18 protein-coding genes and 3 pseudogenes are annotated in these 17,142 nt (G+C 36.4%); 18 read left to right on the plus strand and 3 right to left on the minus strand.

All coding sequences use genetic code 11. The features are described from left to right. Positions 1-176 precede the first annotated feature (176 nt). Entirely contained in the window at positions 177-959 is a 783-nt protein-coding gene (locus ACIQ38_RS20920) for a hypothetical protein (protein ID WP_402827872.1), read from the minus strand. Positions 960-1,089: 130 nt separating this feature from the next. On the opposite strand from ACIQ38_RS20920, the gene ACIQ38_RS20925 reads away from it, so the two are divergent. From ACIQ38_RS20925 to ACIQ38_RS20940, 4 genes are all read left to right on the plus strand, one after another. Continuing rightward, complete coding sequence (locus tag ACIQ38_RS20925) at positions 1,090-1,428, plus strand: hypothetical protein (RefSeq protein ID WP_402827875.1); 339 nt, start codon at positions 1,090-1,092, stop codon at positions 1,426-1,428. 57 nt (positions 1,429-1,485) lie between these two features. Continuing rightward, positions 1,486-1,986, plus strand: a complete 501-nt coding sequence (locus tag ACIQ38_RS20930; protein WP_402827878.1) for a HEAT repeat domain-containing protein — start codon at positions 1,486-1,488, stop codon at positions 1,984-1,986. A gap of 1,063 nt (positions 1,987-3,049) precedes the next feature. Further along, a complete protein-coding gene (locus ACIQ38_RS20935; protein ID WP_402827881.1) occupies positions 3,050-3,217 on the plus strand; it encodes a hypothetical protein in 168 nt (55 codons plus the stop codon). Between the two features lie 483 nt (positions 3,218-3,700). Further along, positions 3,701-3,982: a hypothetical protein gene (locus ACIQ38_RS20940; protein WP_402827884.1), complete on the plus strand. Its 282-nt coding sequence runs from the start codon at positions 3,701-3,703 to the stop codon at positions 3,980-3,982. A 354-nt stretch (positions 3,983-4,336) separates the two neighbouring features. On the opposite strand, the pseudogene ACIQ38_RS20945 reads toward ACIQ38_RS20940, so the two are convergent. Then, positions 4,337-4,958: pseudogene (locus ACIQ38_RS20945) on the minus strand (helix-turn-helix domain-containing protein). A gap of 104 nt (positions 4,959-5,062) precedes the next feature. Between ACIQ38_RS20945 and ACIQ38_RS20950 the strand changes: the two are divergent. Beyond that, a complete protein-coding gene (locus ACIQ38_RS20950; RefSeq protein WP_402827887.1) occupies positions 5,063-5,944 on the plus strand; it encodes a DMT family transporter in 882 nt (293 codons plus the stop codon). 171 nt (positions 5,945-6,115) lie between these two features. On the opposite strand, the pseudogene ACIQ38_RS20955 reads toward ACIQ38_RS20950, so the two are convergent. Further along, positions 6,116-6,313, minus strand: a pseudogene (locus ACIQ38_RS20955) (DMT family transporter); the annotation flags it as partial. Positions 6,314-6,720: 407 nt separating this feature from the next. On the opposite strand from ACIQ38_RS20955, the gene ACIQ38_RS20960 reads away from it, so the two are divergent. The 13 genes and pseudogenes from ACIQ38_RS20960 to paaX all read left to right on the plus strand — a co-directional run bounded on the left by ACIQ38_RS20960 (position 6,721) and on the right by paaX (position 16,787). Then, the gene (locus tag ACIQ38_RS20960; RefSeq protein WP_402827999.1) at positions 6,721-8,025 is read left to right on the plus strand and encodes a phenylacetate--CoA ligase family protein; all 1,305 of its coding nucleotides are present in this window, start codon (positions 6,721-6,723) and stop codon (positions 8,023-8,025) included. A gap of 26 nt (positions 8,026-8,051) precedes the next feature. Beyond that, entirely contained in the window at positions 8,052-9,071 is a 1,020-nt protein-coding gene (locus ACIQ38_RS20965; protein ID WP_402827888.1) for an NAD(P)/FAD-dependent oxidoreductase, read from the plus strand. Between the two features lie 21 nt (positions 9,072-9,092). Next, positions 9,093-9,332 carry a ferredoxin gene (locus ACIQ38_RS20970; RefSeq protein ID WP_402827891.1) on the plus strand — a complete coding sequence of 80 codons (240 nt, stop codon included), beginning with the start codon at positions 9,093-9,095 and terminating at the stop codon, positions 9,330-9,332. Between the two features lie 122 nt (positions 9,333-9,454). Continuing rightward, entirely contained in the window at positions 9,455-10,405 is a 951-nt protein-coding gene (gene paaA, locus ACIQ38_RS20975; protein ID WP_402827894.1) for a 1,2-phenylacetyl-CoA epoxidase subunit PaaA, read from the plus strand. Between the two features lie 18 nt (positions 10,406-10,423). Beyond that, a complete protein-coding gene (gene paaB / locus ACIQ38_RS20980; RefSeq protein ID WP_402827896.1) occupies positions 10,424-10,771 on the plus strand; it encodes a 1,2-phenylacetyl-CoA epoxidase subunit PaaB in 348 nt (115 codons plus the stop codon). Continuing rightward, the gene (gene paaC, locus ACIQ38_RS20985) at positions 10,768-11,580 is read left to right on the plus strand and encodes a 1,2-phenylacetyl-CoA epoxidase subunit PaaC (protein ID WP_402827899.1); all 813 of its coding nucleotides are present in this window, start codon (positions 10,768-10,770) and stop codon (positions 11,578-11,580) included. Before paaB ends, paaC begins: the two co-directional genes overlap by 4 nt. A gap of 26 nt (positions 11,581-11,606) precedes the next feature. After that, complete coding sequence (gene paaD / locus ACIQ38_RS20990; RefSeq protein ID WP_402827902.1) at positions 11,607-12,107, plus strand: 1,2-phenylacetyl-CoA epoxidase subunit PaaD; 501 nt, start codon at positions 11,607-11,609, stop codon at positions 12,105-12,107. A gap of 16 nt (positions 12,108-12,123) precedes the next feature. Beyond that, positions 12,124-12,426, plus strand: a complete 303-nt coding sequence (locus ACIQ38_RS20995; RefSeq protein ID WP_056832140.1) for an EthD family reductase — start codon at positions 12,124-12,126, stop codon at positions 12,424-12,426. Then, positions 12,426-13,202, plus strand: coding sequence for an enoyl-CoA hydratase/isomerase family protein (locus ACIQ38_RS21000; protein ID WP_402827906.1), 777 nt, complete (start codon positions 12,426-12,428; stop codon positions 13,200-13,202). The genes ACIQ38_RS20995 and ACIQ38_RS21000 overlap by 1 nt, the downstream gene beginning before the upstream one ends. Positions 13,203-13,214: 12 nt before the next feature. Beyond that, positions 13,215-13,988: an enoyl-CoA hydratase-related protein gene (locus tag ACIQ38_RS21005; protein ID WP_402827909.1), complete on the plus strand. Its 774-nt coding sequence runs from the start codon at positions 13,215-13,217 to the stop codon at positions 13,986-13,988. A 14-nt stretch (positions 13,989-14,002) separates the two neighbouring features. Beyond that, positions 14,003-15,520, plus strand: coding sequence for an aldehyde dehydrogenase family protein (locus ACIQ38_RS21010; protein WP_402827912.1), 1,518 nt, complete (start codon positions 14,003-14,005; stop codon positions 15,518-15,520). A 78-nt stretch (positions 15,521-15,598) separates the two neighbouring features. Next, positions 15,599-15,823, plus strand: a pseudogene (locus ACIQ38_RS21015) (enoyl-CoA hydratase); the annotation flags it as partial. An 85-nt stretch (positions 15,824-15,908) separates the two neighbouring features. Next, positions 15,909-16,787, plus strand: coding sequence for a phenylacetic acid degradation operon negative regulatory protein PaaX (gene paaX / locus ACIQ38_RS21020; protein ID WP_402827915.1), 879 nt, complete (start codon positions 15,909-15,911; stop codon positions 16,785-16,787). Positions 16,788-17,142 lie beyond the last annotated feature (355 nt).

Here is a 17,142-nt window from a genome sequence, read left to right on the forward strand (position 1 = left end):
GCTTTAGCTAAACAAGGCCATCATTTTAGATGGTCTATTTTTGCGTCCAAGATATCAAGAATATTTCGGCTATCCTTTGTGTAATGTTACACTTAATCTAACGAAGTAGAAGGGTCGAAAAAGAATGATAATATAAATAACAGCCTCATCAAGTTACTTGATGAGGCAAAGGTTCACTATTTTTTAGATTTTTCACGTTCATTTTTTTGTTTTAGCTTTAACCAGAAATCGGGTGGTTCATAGTTAATTAAAGAATAATCAAGTTCTGCTCCATTTGTCGCTAACTGAACTAACAAAAATTTCTCCTTATTACTCGGGTGTATATCTGCTGTTTTAATGCTTATAACCTCTACTCCTGTCCGTTTAGGTGTTCCGACAACAACAACTTGATTTCCTTTTGTATAAACATCTGTGATATTTGTTTGAAACACAACTATATACAGATCAAGGTCTGTTTCATTTGCCGCAGTATTAAAAGCAATACCTACATCTTGTTGAAAATTTAATTCAGCTGAAATTCCAATGGCATAAAAAGGGAATATACGGTGGAGAGCATAGTGTATTCTAGAAGGAATATAGCTCCATCTCCCACCCCAAAATGTGCTATGCCAGTGTTCTTCATATATTGGTCTAATATAGTTCGGGTCGCTTTTTATTACTTTGAAAGGAATTTTTGTTCCTTCATTTAACACTTCTGAAATAGGGATAACATCGGTAGGGAAATGCACCTCTGTTCCTTTTTCAAATGGGAAAGGTGAATCAAGAATAGTGGTAGGTTTAGGTGGTTCGAGGCTATCTAAACGTTGTTCTAATTCGTGAATTTGTTCCTGTTCACTTTTATCACTATTTGGTTGCGAGAAAGATAACTCCATCGATTTTGTATTTATTGACTTACTGTAAACAAATAAGCTTAAAATAGCTGTAAAACAAATAATATAACCTATCCTTGTTTTTAACATATTCTAATCACCTCACCATATTATCTGCTTTTACGAGGGAGTTATGCGTAAGATTAGTTGTCTAACTGTGGGTGCTTTAGTTAAACAAGATTAGTGGAGAAAACATTTCAAAAGGGAGAGAGATTCATAAATGGATTGGAATTGGAATGAAACCAGCATTAGCCTTCCATATACATCCGATACCTTCAGGACATTGTTAGATACTGTCTGTAGGAAAGAAAACGAGTTTTCACAATATGATTTTGCTATGTGGTGCGATAATTTAACGATGGCATTCGATGATGATGAAGGTGAGGAATTGAATGAGTTTGATTCACTAGTATTTAGTATTGCAAGGGAGATTGAATGTCAATGGGATTTATATTGGTTTGAACTATATTCATTTGAAGAATTAAGAAAAATAGACCAATCGAAATTAAAGTTACCACTTAGTTGGTTTATAGAATGGTCAAAGAAATTATGTGAATAAGAAAAGTTATAATCTATATTTAAATAGGGTAAATGACAAGGAGTTTGGGTAAGTATTATGAACAATAATTCATTAAGATCGGCAATAGAAAATGAACAGTTTGAGAAAGCAGAAGTCATTTTAGAGGAAATTAGCAGAAGTAAGGATATTCAAGCAATTCCTCTACTTATTGAATACTTACAAAGCACAGAAAATGCTTTATTAAGAAACTCCATTGCTTTAACGTTAAGTGATATTGGGAACGAAGAAGTAGTACAATCGTTAATAGATGTTATTAACGACCCAAAAACTTTAGGTTATAGAGGAACACTATTATACGCACTAGAACCATTCGATTGTTCAGCATATTTAGAAACACTAATTTACCATTTGATAAATGGTAAATTTGAAGTACAAGCACAAGCATATCAATTGATAGAATCCATTAAAGGTGAATTATCTGAGGAAGTTTTATTAAGCTGTATTATTGAGGTAAAAGAAGAGTTAAATGAAATAGAACGACAAAAGGATATAATGTCAGATACGTTAGAAATGTTGCTTGCTTTTAAGAAAAAATAATTAAGTCTTCTTTCAAGCTGGGGCTTTACATAAAGAAAGACGAAATGCTATGGTATATTCTTTTTCTTGTTCAACTAGGGTTAGGGGGGGCTTTAGTTAATTGTGACTTTCATGGTTTGTTTTTTATACAAAACATCAAGAAAATTAAAAAGCCTATATTGGAAGGAGACCAACGTTGGCATTCAACCCTTTAGCATCCCCTTTTAACATCAGTAATGTGTAGCCAAACGGCCGAGAAAATCTGCTAAATGGACGTATTCAGTTATGAAAATCGCTGTCCAATTGTCGAATGACTGATCAACTTTAATCCGATTTCTTCTAAAAACTTTGGTTGAGAACAAAGTACTAATAATCGATGTGCTAACGTATAATTCAAAAGATTTATCCGTTTTTTCAATTGCGAAAGCTAATTAGCTTTGGACGCTGATATGTTGAATTTAATACGAAATATTCAGAAAGGTATTGACATTCAGAAATAAGTAATGATATCCTATAGTAGTTAGATATTCAAATTAGAAATGGAGGTACGGAAAATGACTACATTTAATGCTTTAATAATTAATCGTATATTGATTTCGTGCCCAACCTCTAATAATTTTTTTTGTAAATAATTAACGGATGGCATGTTATGCCGTTCTTTTTCTATGAGCACACGCTTATGTAAAGAAGCGTGTGCTTTTTTGTGTGCTTTTTTAGAAATTTGGTGTTTTCACGCATTGCGTGTTGCATATATAAACAAAATAACAAGAAAAGGAGTGCTGGTGATGATGATCATGAAACAGCGAAGAAAGTTATTAAAAAAGGAATATCTCGAAAGTGGATAGCGCCGGTTGGGGAAAGAAAAACCCCAGTTGACTAAAATGATGCTATTGGCTTAAGCGGAAAAATAATAAATGAGGAGGAAAAAAATGATGATCCCAAAAATAAGTGGTAAGCAGAATAAATTTGTAGGTAAAAATAAATTGGAGTCGCCAACACACTATTTAGGTGAAAAGTGGCTAACAGGAATGGTGTTAGCTACACCTTAACAATATAATTAGGCTTCTCCTTAAGGAGAAAAATAATGTTTACGAATAACGATATAGAATATGTAAAGCAACGGATGGCTGACTTGGAAAAGGAAGCAAGACAATATAAATTAGGACATAACTACCTATCTAGAAAAAAGAAAATGCAAAAATCTTTTTGGAAAAGAGTCTTGAGTTATTTTACAGGCGTAAATTCAAAATAACCTTCAGAATTGGTAATGATAAGTTGACATAAAGTGAGCCTTTAATCAGTGGGGTGATTACTGCCAGTTAATGCAGGATAAAGCATCCCATTGAATTCGCTACGGCGCTAGGGACGCCCCTCACCATAAGCCAAGCAGCTTCACCGCTGGGCTAATGACTTCGGCTATCCCTGTTAAGGCTCCTTTATTTGTTCGATTTATAATAGATAGTAGTCAATGACCTATTCATAACTAAGAATAGATCTCTAGCGCGTGTGGGTACGCACTAGAGATCTTTTTGATTAGAAATATAGATAATTAAGTGAGAGGTACCCGCATTCTAACAGGATTATTACTGGAATTGGAGATATCCCCTTAAGTCTTTCGAGATTAAATTGTTCTCAGATATGCATTTTGAAATGTTACACTTATACTAAAGAAGCAGTTTAGCTAAATAAGGGTGTAGCATAAATCACTAAAAATACATTTTGAAAGAGGGATATTATGAACCACTACCAAATTGTAAAAGAAGTAATTAATGATTGGGACCCGATGCACCTTTTACGTTACACATCTGAGGAAGAATATGATCCAGAAATAAGTCGTATTGTATCGCGATTACCAACTGCATCTGTCGAAAAATTAGCTATAGTGATACATGAGGTCTTTGATGAAATGTTTTCGAGGAGTAGAGTAACTTCGATTAATAATTGTTATCCAAGTGCCCTAAAAATCTGGAACAAAATTTACAATAATAAATTTCCAAATTTAAAAAAACGATATTAATTAAAAGTAATATTATTAAACTAATGGGTGCTTTACTTCAAAAAGGGGTAAAATCTTTTTTCTTATTGCACTAACGCAGCAATTTAGTTGAAGAAGAAATGATGTGAAATTCGGATACTAGTTGTGATTTCGCCGGTCATGTTATTCAACGATCGTGTCAGATTGTTGAATAACGTCTTTAAAGAAAATTGAATATCTTTGTTAGAGTTTAGAAGAGGTTGTGAACATAGGTTTGAAATAAAATCGAACCGTTTTACGGGGCTGTTCCAAGTCGATATTTGATCGATATTTGGTCGGTCCCCTTTTTAGTGGTTGTAGTAATCTTTCTTTAATATTTACATGGGGAGGGGCTATTTAAACTAATGATGGAGTTAGTACGAATAAAATATGATTCGATTCATCACTTTTGTTCAAAAAACGGTGTTTAACATTTGGTGGAATGCGTACGACATCTCCTTCATTTAAAAAGTATTCGGTGCCTTCCAGTTCGACATACGCTTGTCCTTTCATGACGACAGCAATTTCTTCTTGGTTATCGTGTGAATAGTGACTTTCTGTTGTGCTTGCGTGTGCATTTAAATCCATTAGTAAGAGTTCAATATGTGCTTTCATGAAGTCTGGTGTTAACACATCAAAGACAATATGGTCACTATTCTCACGGTATACTTTCTTTCGATCATGTTTTCTCGAAATGAGTGAATCCGTATCAATTTCATTAATGAAGAGGGTAAAGAGTGGTACATTTAATGCCTGTGCAATCAGCTTTAGTACACTTAACGATGGATTTGCTTGTCCTCTTTCTATTTGGCTAATAAGTGAAGTGCTAATCCCAGCATAATCAGCGAACTCACGAATTGTCATACCAGTCTTTTTGCGATAATTTAGTACGGTTTGCCCGAGACGATGATCGTTCATAGTAAAACCTCTTTCTACAATAATGTATGTTTAACTCATTTTGTGCTGACATACTAAACATAGCGAAAAATACTTTTTTCAATTACATAAATATTTTATACTTACCTTTGTACATTATAATAAATTTATTTTATTATTGTAAATAATTATCTAGGAGGACCAGAATTGAAATCCCCTCATATTTCTTACGCACTCTTATTTTTTGGCGTATTTGCATTATCGACTTCAGCTATCTTTGTGAAATTAGCTGATGCACCTGCTACAATTACAGCATTTTATCGGATGCTTTTTGCAACTGTAATACTTTTTCCGTTTTTATTAGTTAATAAAAAGAACCGACAAGAATTACGTTCGTTATCAAAAAAACAATGGGTACTCGGATTATTATCAGGTGTATTTCTAGCAGCACACTATGTATTGTGGTTTGAATCATTAAATTACACATCTGTTGCAAGTTCGACGGTTATCGTCACATTACAACCACTATTTTCAATGATTGGCGGTTATTTTTTATTCAAGGAGCGTTTCAGTAAAGGGGCTATAATGGGCTTTCTTGTAGCGATTGCGGGAAGTATAGTCATTGGATGGCAAGACTTTCAAATTAGTGGACTAGCATTATTTGGCGATATACTTGCTCTTATTGCGGCAGGCATCATAACAGCTTACTTCTTCATTGGTCAGCATGTTCGTAAAAGGTTATCTCTTATCCCATATTCAGTTATTAGCTACGGGAGCAGTTCATTACTTTTAGGTGTTTTTGCTATCTATCAGCACACACCCTTCTTTAATTATTCTGTACAAACATGGTGGTCCTTTATTGGATTAGCGTTTATTGCAACAATTTTAGGGCAAACAATTTTCAATTGGTTGTTGAAATGGCTAAGTACTTCCATTATTTCAATGAGTATATTAGGAGAAACAATTGGAACTTGTATACTCGCGTATTTCATTTTGGATGAAGTCATTTCTTTACAACAAGGTATGGGTATCGTACTCATCTTAATCGGTCTAGCATTATTTTTACTACAGAAAAGAAATAAAGAATAAATAATAGAGATTAATTGCCGGTACGAGAATAGATTTAATTAAGGCACATTTATTAGTATAATATCTTTTAAAATTATTCCCTTGTTCAACTATCGGGCACTATTATGGAATAAAACTTAGATTCTTAAAGGAAGGAAGTAGATGCCACTGAACAGACAAGAAGAGATAAAATTAATTTTCAATGAGAAAGTTAAAAGGAATAATTTTATTACTTGCTTCGCTGTGTCCTGAGCCAAATAGATTTAAGATTACAACACCTATAAGAATTAATGCGATTCCTGTAGCACTGGCAATATTGATTTTCTCTTTCCAAATTAGAACGGAAATAAAGGTTGTAGCAACGATACCTATTCAAGACCAATGGGCATAGAAAGAGTAATAACTTATTGTAACAATTTCAATTTATTCACTCATATAATTTTATGCAAACGATTTTAAACGCTGTCCTTTTCACTTAGGAACAGCGTTTTCTTGATTCTTCTTAAGACATGGAATTGTTCCTTTCTTTTTCCATGATTGTATTTCTCCCATTCCCCCTCCACTAAACGTTGTCTCAACCACAGTTGAGAGCTCACTTTTTGTAATAAGATAATGAAGATAAAAAAATTCTGAATTTTTTGTTGACTTATACATTCCGAACTATTAATCTAATATCATATTACTGCATATTATATCTCCGTTTTTTATTTGTTATATAGGGCGAATATTGATAATTCCATTCTATAAAGAAAGAAAACTAGGGGGAATGATGTTTGTATAATCCATTAATTGAAACGATGCAGCGTAAAGAAATGGAAAGCCTACAGCTAGATCGACTCCGTAGTACAGTTAAAAACGTTTATGAGCATGTTCCATTTTATCGAAAGAAATTTGATGAGCTTGGGATTAAGCCAGAACATATTCAAAGTTTAGAAGATTTAACGAAGCTGCCTTTTACAATAAAAAACAATTTGCGAGATCAATATCCTTTTGGATTATTTGCAGTATCACAAGAAGAGGTTGTTCGGATTCATGGATCTTCGGGAACGAGTGGGAAACCAACAATTGTTGGATATACAGCAGAGGATATAGCAATGTGGGCTGAAGTTGTAGCACGTTCAATTGTGGCAGCAGGTGGTAAAAAGACAGATATTTTTCATAATGCATATGGATATGGTTTATTTACAGGGGGAATCGGGCTCCATTATGGTGCGGAAGTTCTCGGAGCAACCGTTGTGCCAATGTCAGGTGGAAACACGGAAAGACAGATTTCATTAATAGAAGATTTTAAACCTAGAGGCATTTGCGGGACGCCTTCATACATGTTGAACATAGCGGAGAAAATGAAAGAGAAGGGTATAGATCCAAGGCACTCATCGATGGAATATGGAATTTTCGGAGCGGAACCTTGGTCGGAAGAAATGAGAAAAAGGCTAGAGCAAACTTTCCATTTGAAAGCAGTTGATATTTACGGATTGAGCGAGATTATTGGACCAGGTGTCTCCGTTGAATGCTATGAAGCTCAAAATGGTCTACATGTACAAGAAGATCATTTTTACATCGAGGTAATTAATCCTAAAACACTTGAACCAGTTGCTGAAGGGGAAGAAGGAGAGTTAGTTTTTACAAGTTTAACGAAAAGAGCGCTTCCAATCATTCGATATCGCACTGGTGACATTTCGTCCATAACACGCGAGAAGTGTACATGCGGCAGAACTTTGACGAGAATGTCGAGGGTGAAAGGTCGTACAGATGATATGTTGATAATACGTGGAGTGAATGTCTTTCCAACGGAAGTAGAACGGGTTCTTTTACAGGTGGAAAATCTTGTACCTCATTATCAAATTCATTTAATTAGAAAAGAAGCGATGGACATCGCCGAACTACATGTAGAAATAGATAATAATCTCTATGAAAAAATCAATGGTAATTTAAGCGATTCACAAGTAAATCAACTGAAATTAGAAATTCAAAGTTCATTGAAATCGAGCTGTTTAGTGTCTATGGATATTGTTTTTAATAGTCCTAAAACGATACCAAGATTTGAAGGGAAAGCGATTCGAGTTATAGATTCTCGAGATAAAAATGTAATAGGTGTGTAATTCATACTCAGAAGGAGGAAGTCTGTTTGTCTCACAACGAGGAAATTTTTGATGTAACCATAATTGGGGGAGGGCCAGTTGGCTTATTCACTGCGTTTTATGCTGGCCTTCGAAATATGTCTTGTAAAATAATTGAAAGTCTTCCGCAGCTAGGTGGACAATTAACCGCTTTATATCCTGAAAAGCATATTTACGATGTTGCAGGTTTCCCTAAAATAACAGCGCAAGACCTTATCGATAGGTTAAAGAAGCAAATGGAGCAATTTGAACAAACAGTTTGTTTGAATGAAGCAGTGGAAGAGCTAGAAAGACATCCTAACAATTCTTTTAAACTATTGACGAACAAAGGGACCCATTTTACTAAAACAATCATTATTACTGCAGGAAACGGGGCATTCCATCCGAAAAAACTGGATCGTGTAAATTCTTCAGATTTTGAAGAAATTAATCTTCATTATTTTATTCATGATTTAGAAAAATTTGAGGGAAAAAAAGTTCTGTTGTTCGGTGGTGGCGATTCTGCAGTAGACTGGGCTCTTACGCTAGAACCAATTGCAGAGAAAATAACATTGGCTCATCGTCGTGATAAGTTCCGAGCGCATGAACATTCTGTGGAAATGTTGAAGAATTCAACTGTAGATGTATTAACTCCATTTGTTCCATCTGCATTTATAGGAGAAAAACGTATTAAACAAGTCGAGTTAATAGAGGTGAAAGGCAATGAAACAAAGATAATAGATGTTGATGATGTCATTGTCAATTATGGTTTCATCTCATCTCTTGGTCCTATCAAAAATTGGGGTTTTAATTTGGATAAAAACAGCATTGTCGTAAATTCAAAAATGGAAACAAATATTGCAGGAATATACGCTGCTGGTGACATTTGCACATATGAAGGAAAAGTGAAGTTAATCGCTAGTGGATTTGGTGAAGCACCGACTGCAATAAGTAATGCAAAAGTCTTTATCGATCCTTCTTCTAAAGTTCAGCCTCTTCACAGCACAAGTGTTATGGATAAAACGAAGAGACAGGCAGAGAAAGTCTGATAGAAAAAGGAAGAAAGTCACATGCCTAAGTATACAATTGTTGATCAAGAAACATGTATTGCATGTGGAGCTTGTGGATCCAGTGCACCTGACATCTTCGATTATGATGAGGAAGGACTTGCTTATGTAATTTTTGATGAAAATAAAGGGACAGCTGAAGTACCTCTAGAGTTGCATGAAGATTTAGAAGATACGTTTGATGGATGCCCTACAAATTCTATAAAAATTGCTACCGGCCCACTAATAATAGAGATGGTTTAAAGTGAGCTAAATATTATAGACTAGCATAATTTTTAAATAATATAACATTATATAGTTATGACGTCATTAAATTGTTATATACAGTCATGTAAAGGCATAACTTTATTAAGGGGGGGTTAGATATGACCAATTTGCAGAATGCTGCAGAAGAACAATTGGCTCATTTCATGCAGCGAATTGAACGTGGCGACAAGATTGAAGCAGATGATTGGATGCCAGAAGAATACAGACTTACATTAATTAGATTGATTTCTATGCATGGTATTAGTGAAATAATGGGGGCACTTCCTGAAAAAGAATGGGTACCTAAAGCGCCTTCGTTAAATAGAAAGCTTGGCATTATGGCAAAAGTACAAGATGAAATGGGCCACGGCCAGTTGCTTTTGCGAGTAACTGAAGACTTACTTTTACCTTATGGAAAAAACAGAGGAGATATAATGCAAGACTTATTTAATGGAGATTTAAAATTCCATAATGTTTTCCATATGGAAACGAAAACATGGGCGGATGCCGGAATTATAGGTTGGCTCGTTGATGGAGCAGCTATTATTACACAAACAAATATGCTAGGTGCTTCGTACGGGCCATATGCAAGAGCACTTCAGCGAATTTGTGCAGAAGAGGTATTCCATGCTCAACATGGAGAATCGATCATTATGGCGCTCGCTGAAGGTACAGAAGAACAAAAGGCAATGATTCAGGAATCTCTCAATCGCTGGTGGGAAGCTCTACTCATGTTCTTCGGACCGGCGAGCAAAGAGACGACAGGCTCTTCTAAACAAGACTTGACGATTAAATATAAAATTCGTACTAAAACAAACGAAGAATTTAGACAGCTATTTTTTGATAAATACATTCCACGTATTTTATCACTTGGTCTGACAATTCCGGATCCGACAATCCGTTTTGATGAAGAAAGTAAGTTATGGTCCTATAAACAACCGGATTGGAATGAATTTAAGAAAATTATCAAAAACGGGGGTCCACGTTCACATGCGCGTCTGAACTTACGAAGGTCATCTTACGAAAATAATGCATGGGTGCGTGATGCACTAAGTGTGAAAGTCACCTAGCGAAAGGAGGCAGAATAAATGACCGAAGAGAAAACATTTTATCAAGAGTATGAAGTCTTTAGTAAGCGAACGCCAAGCTCTGCTTTTCAACATCAGTTTAGCTTATTAGCACCAAATGAAGATATGGCATTTATTTTGGCACAGGAAAACTTCATGAGACGTGAACCGGTTGCTGACATTTGGATTGTGAATCGAAAGAGTATTCGAAAGATGGATGTTGAAGAGAAGCTGACGCTTGGTAGACTTGACAATAAAGATTACCGGACAACAAAAGGCTATGGTTACTTAAAGAAAAAGTGGCGCCAGTACGAGCAGCAAATATTGGATGAAAAAGAGATTCTATCATGGGGAGGAGAGCGTAAATGAATGAAAATGAAACAGTCATGAGCCAGGAGTATAAAGATGCAATAACAAGCCTATTATTCCAACTTGCTGATGATGATTTCTTGTACGCTTATCGTGGATCTGAATGGCTTGGGCTCGCTCCCCATATAGAAGAAGACGTCGCTTCCTCTTCCATTAGTCAAGACAGCATGGGACATGCAGCAATGTACTATAAATTACTCGAAGATTTAGGAATAGGAAGTGCAAACGAACTTGCCCATTCACGCCCTGCACTGGACAGAAAAAACAGCGTCTTGATGGAGAGAGTGAACGGAGAAGGCTATTATATGGAAACCCCTTTATATGATTGGGCTTATCATGTTGTCAGAAGTTATTTTTACACACAGGCTAAAAAGGTAAAAATCGATTCGCTATGTGAAAGCTCGTATAGTCCCCTTGCAGATACTGCTGTAAAAGTGAGAATGGAGCTTTATTATCATAGACTTCACTGGGAAACGTGGTTTAAGCAATTACTTAGTTCTACTGATGTTGCGAAAGAGAAAATGGACGAAGCAATTAAAAAGGTAATGGATGATTTTAATGATGTATTCTCTTATGGAAACGAAAAATTGTTAATTGAAAAAAGTAGATTAATCAGTAGTGAAGAGATTTTGAGAGATAAGTGGAAAGCAAGTATTGAACCAGTTTTTACAGCGCTTCAAATGGAAGTGCCAAATATATCAGAAAAGCCTATTAAAAACGGACGAAACGGTGAACATACAAATGATTTGGAAGAAGCAATACGCACACTTTCGGAGGTTTACAAATTCGATCCACTAGCAACTTGGTAATTCGAAAATGGAAAGAGGTGACTTGAATGGAAGCATTCTTAGAAATTTCCCCTCGGCACGTATATGAAGTACTTGAAGGAGTACAAGATCCGGAAATTGACTCCATTAGCATTATAGATCTAGGCATGGTGAGCGAAGTCACTACAGAAGAGAATAACGTAAAGATCGTTTTGCTCCCTACTTTTTTAGGATGTCCAGCACTCGATATTATTAAAATGAATACAATCAATGCTGTAAAAGAATTACCGGAAGTGAAAGATGTTCAAGTGGAATTCGTCTTACACCCGCCGTGGACATCAGATCGAATTACGGAACAAGGGCATGTGAATCTTAGGAAGTTCGGAATTGCACCACCACCAAAACGTATGGAAGCGGACGGCTCGTGGCATATAGATTGCGCTTACTGTGGATCTACGTATGTAACGATGGATAATATTTTTGGTCCGACTGCATGTAGAAGTATTTTGTACTGTAAGAGTTGTAAAAACGTCTTTGAGGCTATGAAACCTGTATCTACATTAATGTAAAGTGAGGAGAAGAAAAATGGCAAAGTTAATCGCATTGTATAAACACCCTGAAAACAAAGAGGCTTTTGATGCACATTATTTTAACGTTCATGCACCACTTACAGCGAAAATTCCAGGGCTTCGTGAGATGAAAGTAACAAAAGTAACAGGATCTCCAATGGGTGGGGATGGAAAATACTATCTCACATGTGAAATGCATTATGATAGTTTAGATGCATTGCAGGAGGGCCTACGTTCACCTGAAGGAAGAGCTTCTGGCAAAGACTTAATGGGATTTGCAGGTGATCTTGTCACATTAATGATTGGTGAGGAAGCATAATGAATCGTTTCGAATTCATTGAAACATCTTTAAAAAGAAACATAGCAGTTATTGAGCTGAATCGACCTCGACAGTTAAACTCATTGAATCGAAAAATGGTAAATGAAATTGTCGGAGCGATGGAGGAATTTGACCGAGATGAAAACGTTCGTGTAATAGTTCTTACAGGTAAAGGGCGGGCTTTTTCGGCAGGTGCTGACATTGATGAAATGTTGGATGATAATCCAGTAAGCCTAGAACAACTAAATCAATTTGCTGATTGGGATCGTTTTGCGCTCATTAAAAAGCCGATACTCGGTGCTGTAAAAGGGTTTGTCTTCGGTGGTGGATTTGAACTTGCGCTTTGCTGTGATCTTTTAATCGCTAGTATCGGTACTGAATTTTCATTTCCAGAAGTAGGACTAGGCGTTATGCCAGGTGCAGGAGGAACACAAAGGTTAACAAAACTAGTGGGGCGTACGAAAGCCCTCGAATGGCTTTGGACGGGGGAGCGTATTTCTGCGGAAACTGCTCTCAAACATGGAGTTATTAATAAAATCGTTGCACCTGAACTACTAATGGAAGAAACAATGAAATTGGCAGACCGTTTGGCTAATCAGCCTCTTCTATCATTGCGGCTTATAAAAGATTCTGTTAATAAAGCTGTCGATTATCCTTTATACGAAGGAATGCAATATGAGAGAAAAAACTTCTATCTACTTTTTGCTTCACAAGATCAAAAAGAAGGTATGACTGCATTTGTTGAAAAAAGAAAACCGAATTACAAAGGGAAGTAAGGAGGTCGTTGCATGTTTGAAACGATACGTTATGATGTCAAAGATGGAATTGCATGGCTCTATTTAAATAGGCCAGACAAATTAAATGCATTTATCGCACAAATGAACCGAGAAGTGAAAGATGCGATCAAAGCTGCTACATTTGATGAACAAGTTCGCTGCATTGTCATTTCAGGTGAAGGAAGGGCTTTTTGTTCTGGACAAGATTTGGCAGAAGTCGATAAGAATATGGACCATGGCCAAGTTTTAAGAGATTACTATGGTCCGATGATAAAGCAAATTAGACAATGTGAAAAACCGATTGTCGCAGCAGTAAATGGAGTTGCGGCTGGTGCAGGGTTCAGCTTAGCGCTTGCTTGTGACTTTAGAATTGTATCGGAACGCGCCAGTTTTTTGAATGCTTTCATTCATGTTGGCCTCATTCCGGACTCGGGTAATCTGTATTATTTAACCAAGTTAGTCGGTCATGCTAAGGCATTGGAATTATCCATTCTTGGAGAAAAAGTGTCGGCTACTGATGCAGTAGCATTAGGTCTTGCGAATAAACTTATTCCATTAGATTTATGGGATGAAGAGGTGTCGGCATTTGCAGCAAATCTTTCTACTTTACCAACAAAGGCGATTGGTTTGATTAAACGATCATTGAAATTCACTACAGAGCTTACTTTTGAAGACTATCTTGAACAAGAAGCACAAGGGCAACGTATTGCTGGTTTAACAATTGATCACCGCGAAGGTATTCATGCATTTATGGAAAAAAGAAAACCTGTTTTTTCAGGACAATAGGGAGAGCTGAGCACATGACAACAATTCGGGATAATGATATCGAACAAGAGGCAATGAAACGATCGTTTTATCATTTGATTGTAAATGGAGAAAAAATAAAAAGTAGTACAGGTGAAACTATTAAAACTTACAATCCAGCAACGGGAGAGTTAGTTGCGGAAGTTGCAAAAGCGTCCAAAGAAGATGTTGAAAAAGCCATTGCTAGTGCACGAGATGCATTTGACAATGGTAAATGGAAAATGTATCCTGTTGGTCGCCGAGCACAAGTATTGAACAAAATCGCTGCAATAATGCGTTCTCGTTTTAATGAGCTAGTTGAATTGGAAATTCTCGATACTGGTAAAACGTTTCATGCAGCGCAAGGTCAAGTTTCTCAAGCGATTGAAGATTTTGAGTTTTATGCAGGAGCAATCGTTGGTCACCGAGGAGTCGTTAACAATGTTCCTGGCCAATTCCATAACTATACAGAGAAAGAGCCGGTTGGAGTTTGTGCACAAATCATTCCGTGGAACTATCCACTTATGATGGCTGCTTGGAAAGTGGCACCGGCTATTGCAGTAGGTTGCTCGGTAATTGTAAAGCCAGCTTCCCTCACACCATTAACAGCAATAATCTTGGGAGAAATTTGTCTTGAAGCGGGTGTTCCTGCGGGTGTGGTGAACATTCTTCCAGGTTCTGGATCAGATATTGGTAACTTTTTAGTGGAGCATCCTCAAGTGGATAAAGTAGCTTTCACTGGCTCAACACCTATCGGTAAAGACATCATGGGGAAAGCATCTCAATCGTTAAAACGTGTAACACTGGAGCTTGGTGGAAAATCTCCTAATCTTGTATTTGAAGATGCAGATATTGACGCTGCAGTAGATGGTTCCCTGTTTGGTATTTTCTATAATTCAGGTCAATCATGTGAAGCTCGATCTCGTTTGTATGTACATGAGGATATTTACGATGAATTTTTGAATAAGTTTGTTGAAAAAACAAAAAAATTACAGCTAGGCAACCCGTTTGATAAAGGAACACATGTTGGTGCAATTATCGATCAAGTTCAACTTGATACAATCGATAGTTATGTACAATCAGCTCGGAAAGAAGGAGCAGAAATTCTTGTTGGTGGAAATATTTCGAAACCAAATGGATATGAAAACGGATTCTGGTATGAGCCAACGATTATTGCAAATGTAAATCACGATATGACAGTTGTAAAAGAAGAAATTTTTGGTCCAGTTGTTGTATTAATGAAATTTAAAAATGAAAAAGAAGCAATCCGACTTGCAAACGATACAGAGTTCGGCTTAGGCTCAGCCATTTGGTCAAAAGATGGTGCACGTGCAACGCGTGTTGCAAATCAGATCCAAGCAGGCATTGTAATGGTAAACTGTCCATTCTCAGCTTTTCCTGGGACACCATTTGGCGGATATAAGCAATCAGGGTTCGGACGTGAGCTATGTATTGAAACGCTAGACCTCTATACGGAAACGAAAAGTATTTTATCTTACTACGGCAGTCGACCACTGAATCCATTCGGATTGTAAAAATAAACTGAAAATACGGACAGGGGAAAATTCAAACCCTGTCCGTATTCTTTCTTTAACGTAAGGGGAGTAGAGTAAAATCTTCTGAAGTCTTGTGAACAACTTGCAAACGATATTATGAAAAATGGTCCAGTAGCGATTAAACAAGGGAAGTATGCAATTACACAAGGGATGAATACGGACTTACAAACGGGGCTTGCAATCGAGTCTAAGTCATACGAATTAACGATCCCACCTGAGGATCGCATTGAAGCGTTACTTGCATTTAGTGAGAAAAGGAATCCTGTCTTTTTAGGGAAATAATTAGTAAACTCTAATAACAAAATAATGAAAGAAGGGGGAAAACGTGTTATATTGGAAATCAGGGAAAAAGAAAGAGTGAGTTTACATGTCGAATACACAATCAATGATATTTACAATTTACGGTGATTATATCCGTCATTACGGAAATAAAATATGGATTGGAAGCTTAATCCGACTGTTAAAAGAGTTTGGGCATAATGAACAGTCAGTACGAGTAGCGGTTTCAAGAATGATGAAACAAGGTTGGCTCGAGTCCGAGAAGGAAGGGAATAAAAGTTATTACTTTTTGACGACCCGTGGTGAAGCTCGGATGGAAGAAGCTGCCATACGGATTTTTAAATTAATGCCAAACGACTGGGATGGAAAATGGCGTATGCTAATGTATACGATTCCAGAAGAAAAAAGACAAGTTCGTGATGAACTACGAAAAGAGCTTTTGTGGAGTGGATTCGGCAGTTTTTCTAGTGGATGCTGGATATCACCGAACAATCTCGAAAAAGAAGTTGAATTTCTTATAGAAAAATATAGTATACAAAATTATGTAGATTTCTTCGTAGCAGACTACAAAGGGCCCCAAGCAAACAGAGCTCTTGTTGAAAAAAGTTGGCCGCTTCAAGAAATAGAAGGAAAATATCAGGATTTTATCTCAACCTATAGCAAACAATATATAATCCATCAGAGCATGATGAACGATGGAAGAATGTCTGATGCAGAATGTTTTGTTGAACGAACAAATCTTGTACATGAATATCGTAAGTTTCTATTTTCTGATCCTGGTCTTCCAAAGGAACTGTTACCAGAAATATGGAGTGGTAACCATGCAGCTCTTTTATTTGAGCAATATTATAAATTGCTTGCACTGCCAGCAAATCATTTTTTCGAAGAAGTATTCCAAGAAGATAATGATATGCGTCGTAAGGACAAATCGTATGATGCAGATGATCATCCACTTATTATGGACTAACGTTTTGGTGATCAGAAAAATACTTGCATTTTTTGTTTGTAAACACATATCGGAATATAGTATCAGCAAATCAAAAGGTTTCGGAAATGTTGGACATTTCCAAAACCTTTTGATTTATTATGCATACATTATTTTGATTTTCGATTCAAATGATCAGCTGTTCTACTTGATTAATTGTAATTATCTCTTGCTAATCACATTCGGGGCACCACCATTATTTAGTATCTAGAATTAAAAAAGAGAGATGGACTTGTCAAAAAAATTAGAAAAGTAGAGTGAGGGGAAGTTAAAGAATTCCCCTCACTCTACTTATTTTCTTCTTTATTGGGTTTTTGAGAAACCCCATGTGGTAAAG

The sequence above is a fragment of the Psychrobacillus sp. NPDC096389 genome (assembly GCF_044762855.1).
In the GTDB taxonomy this organism is placed as follows: Bacteria; Bacillota; Bacilli; order Bacillales_A; family Planococcaceae; genus Psychrobacillus.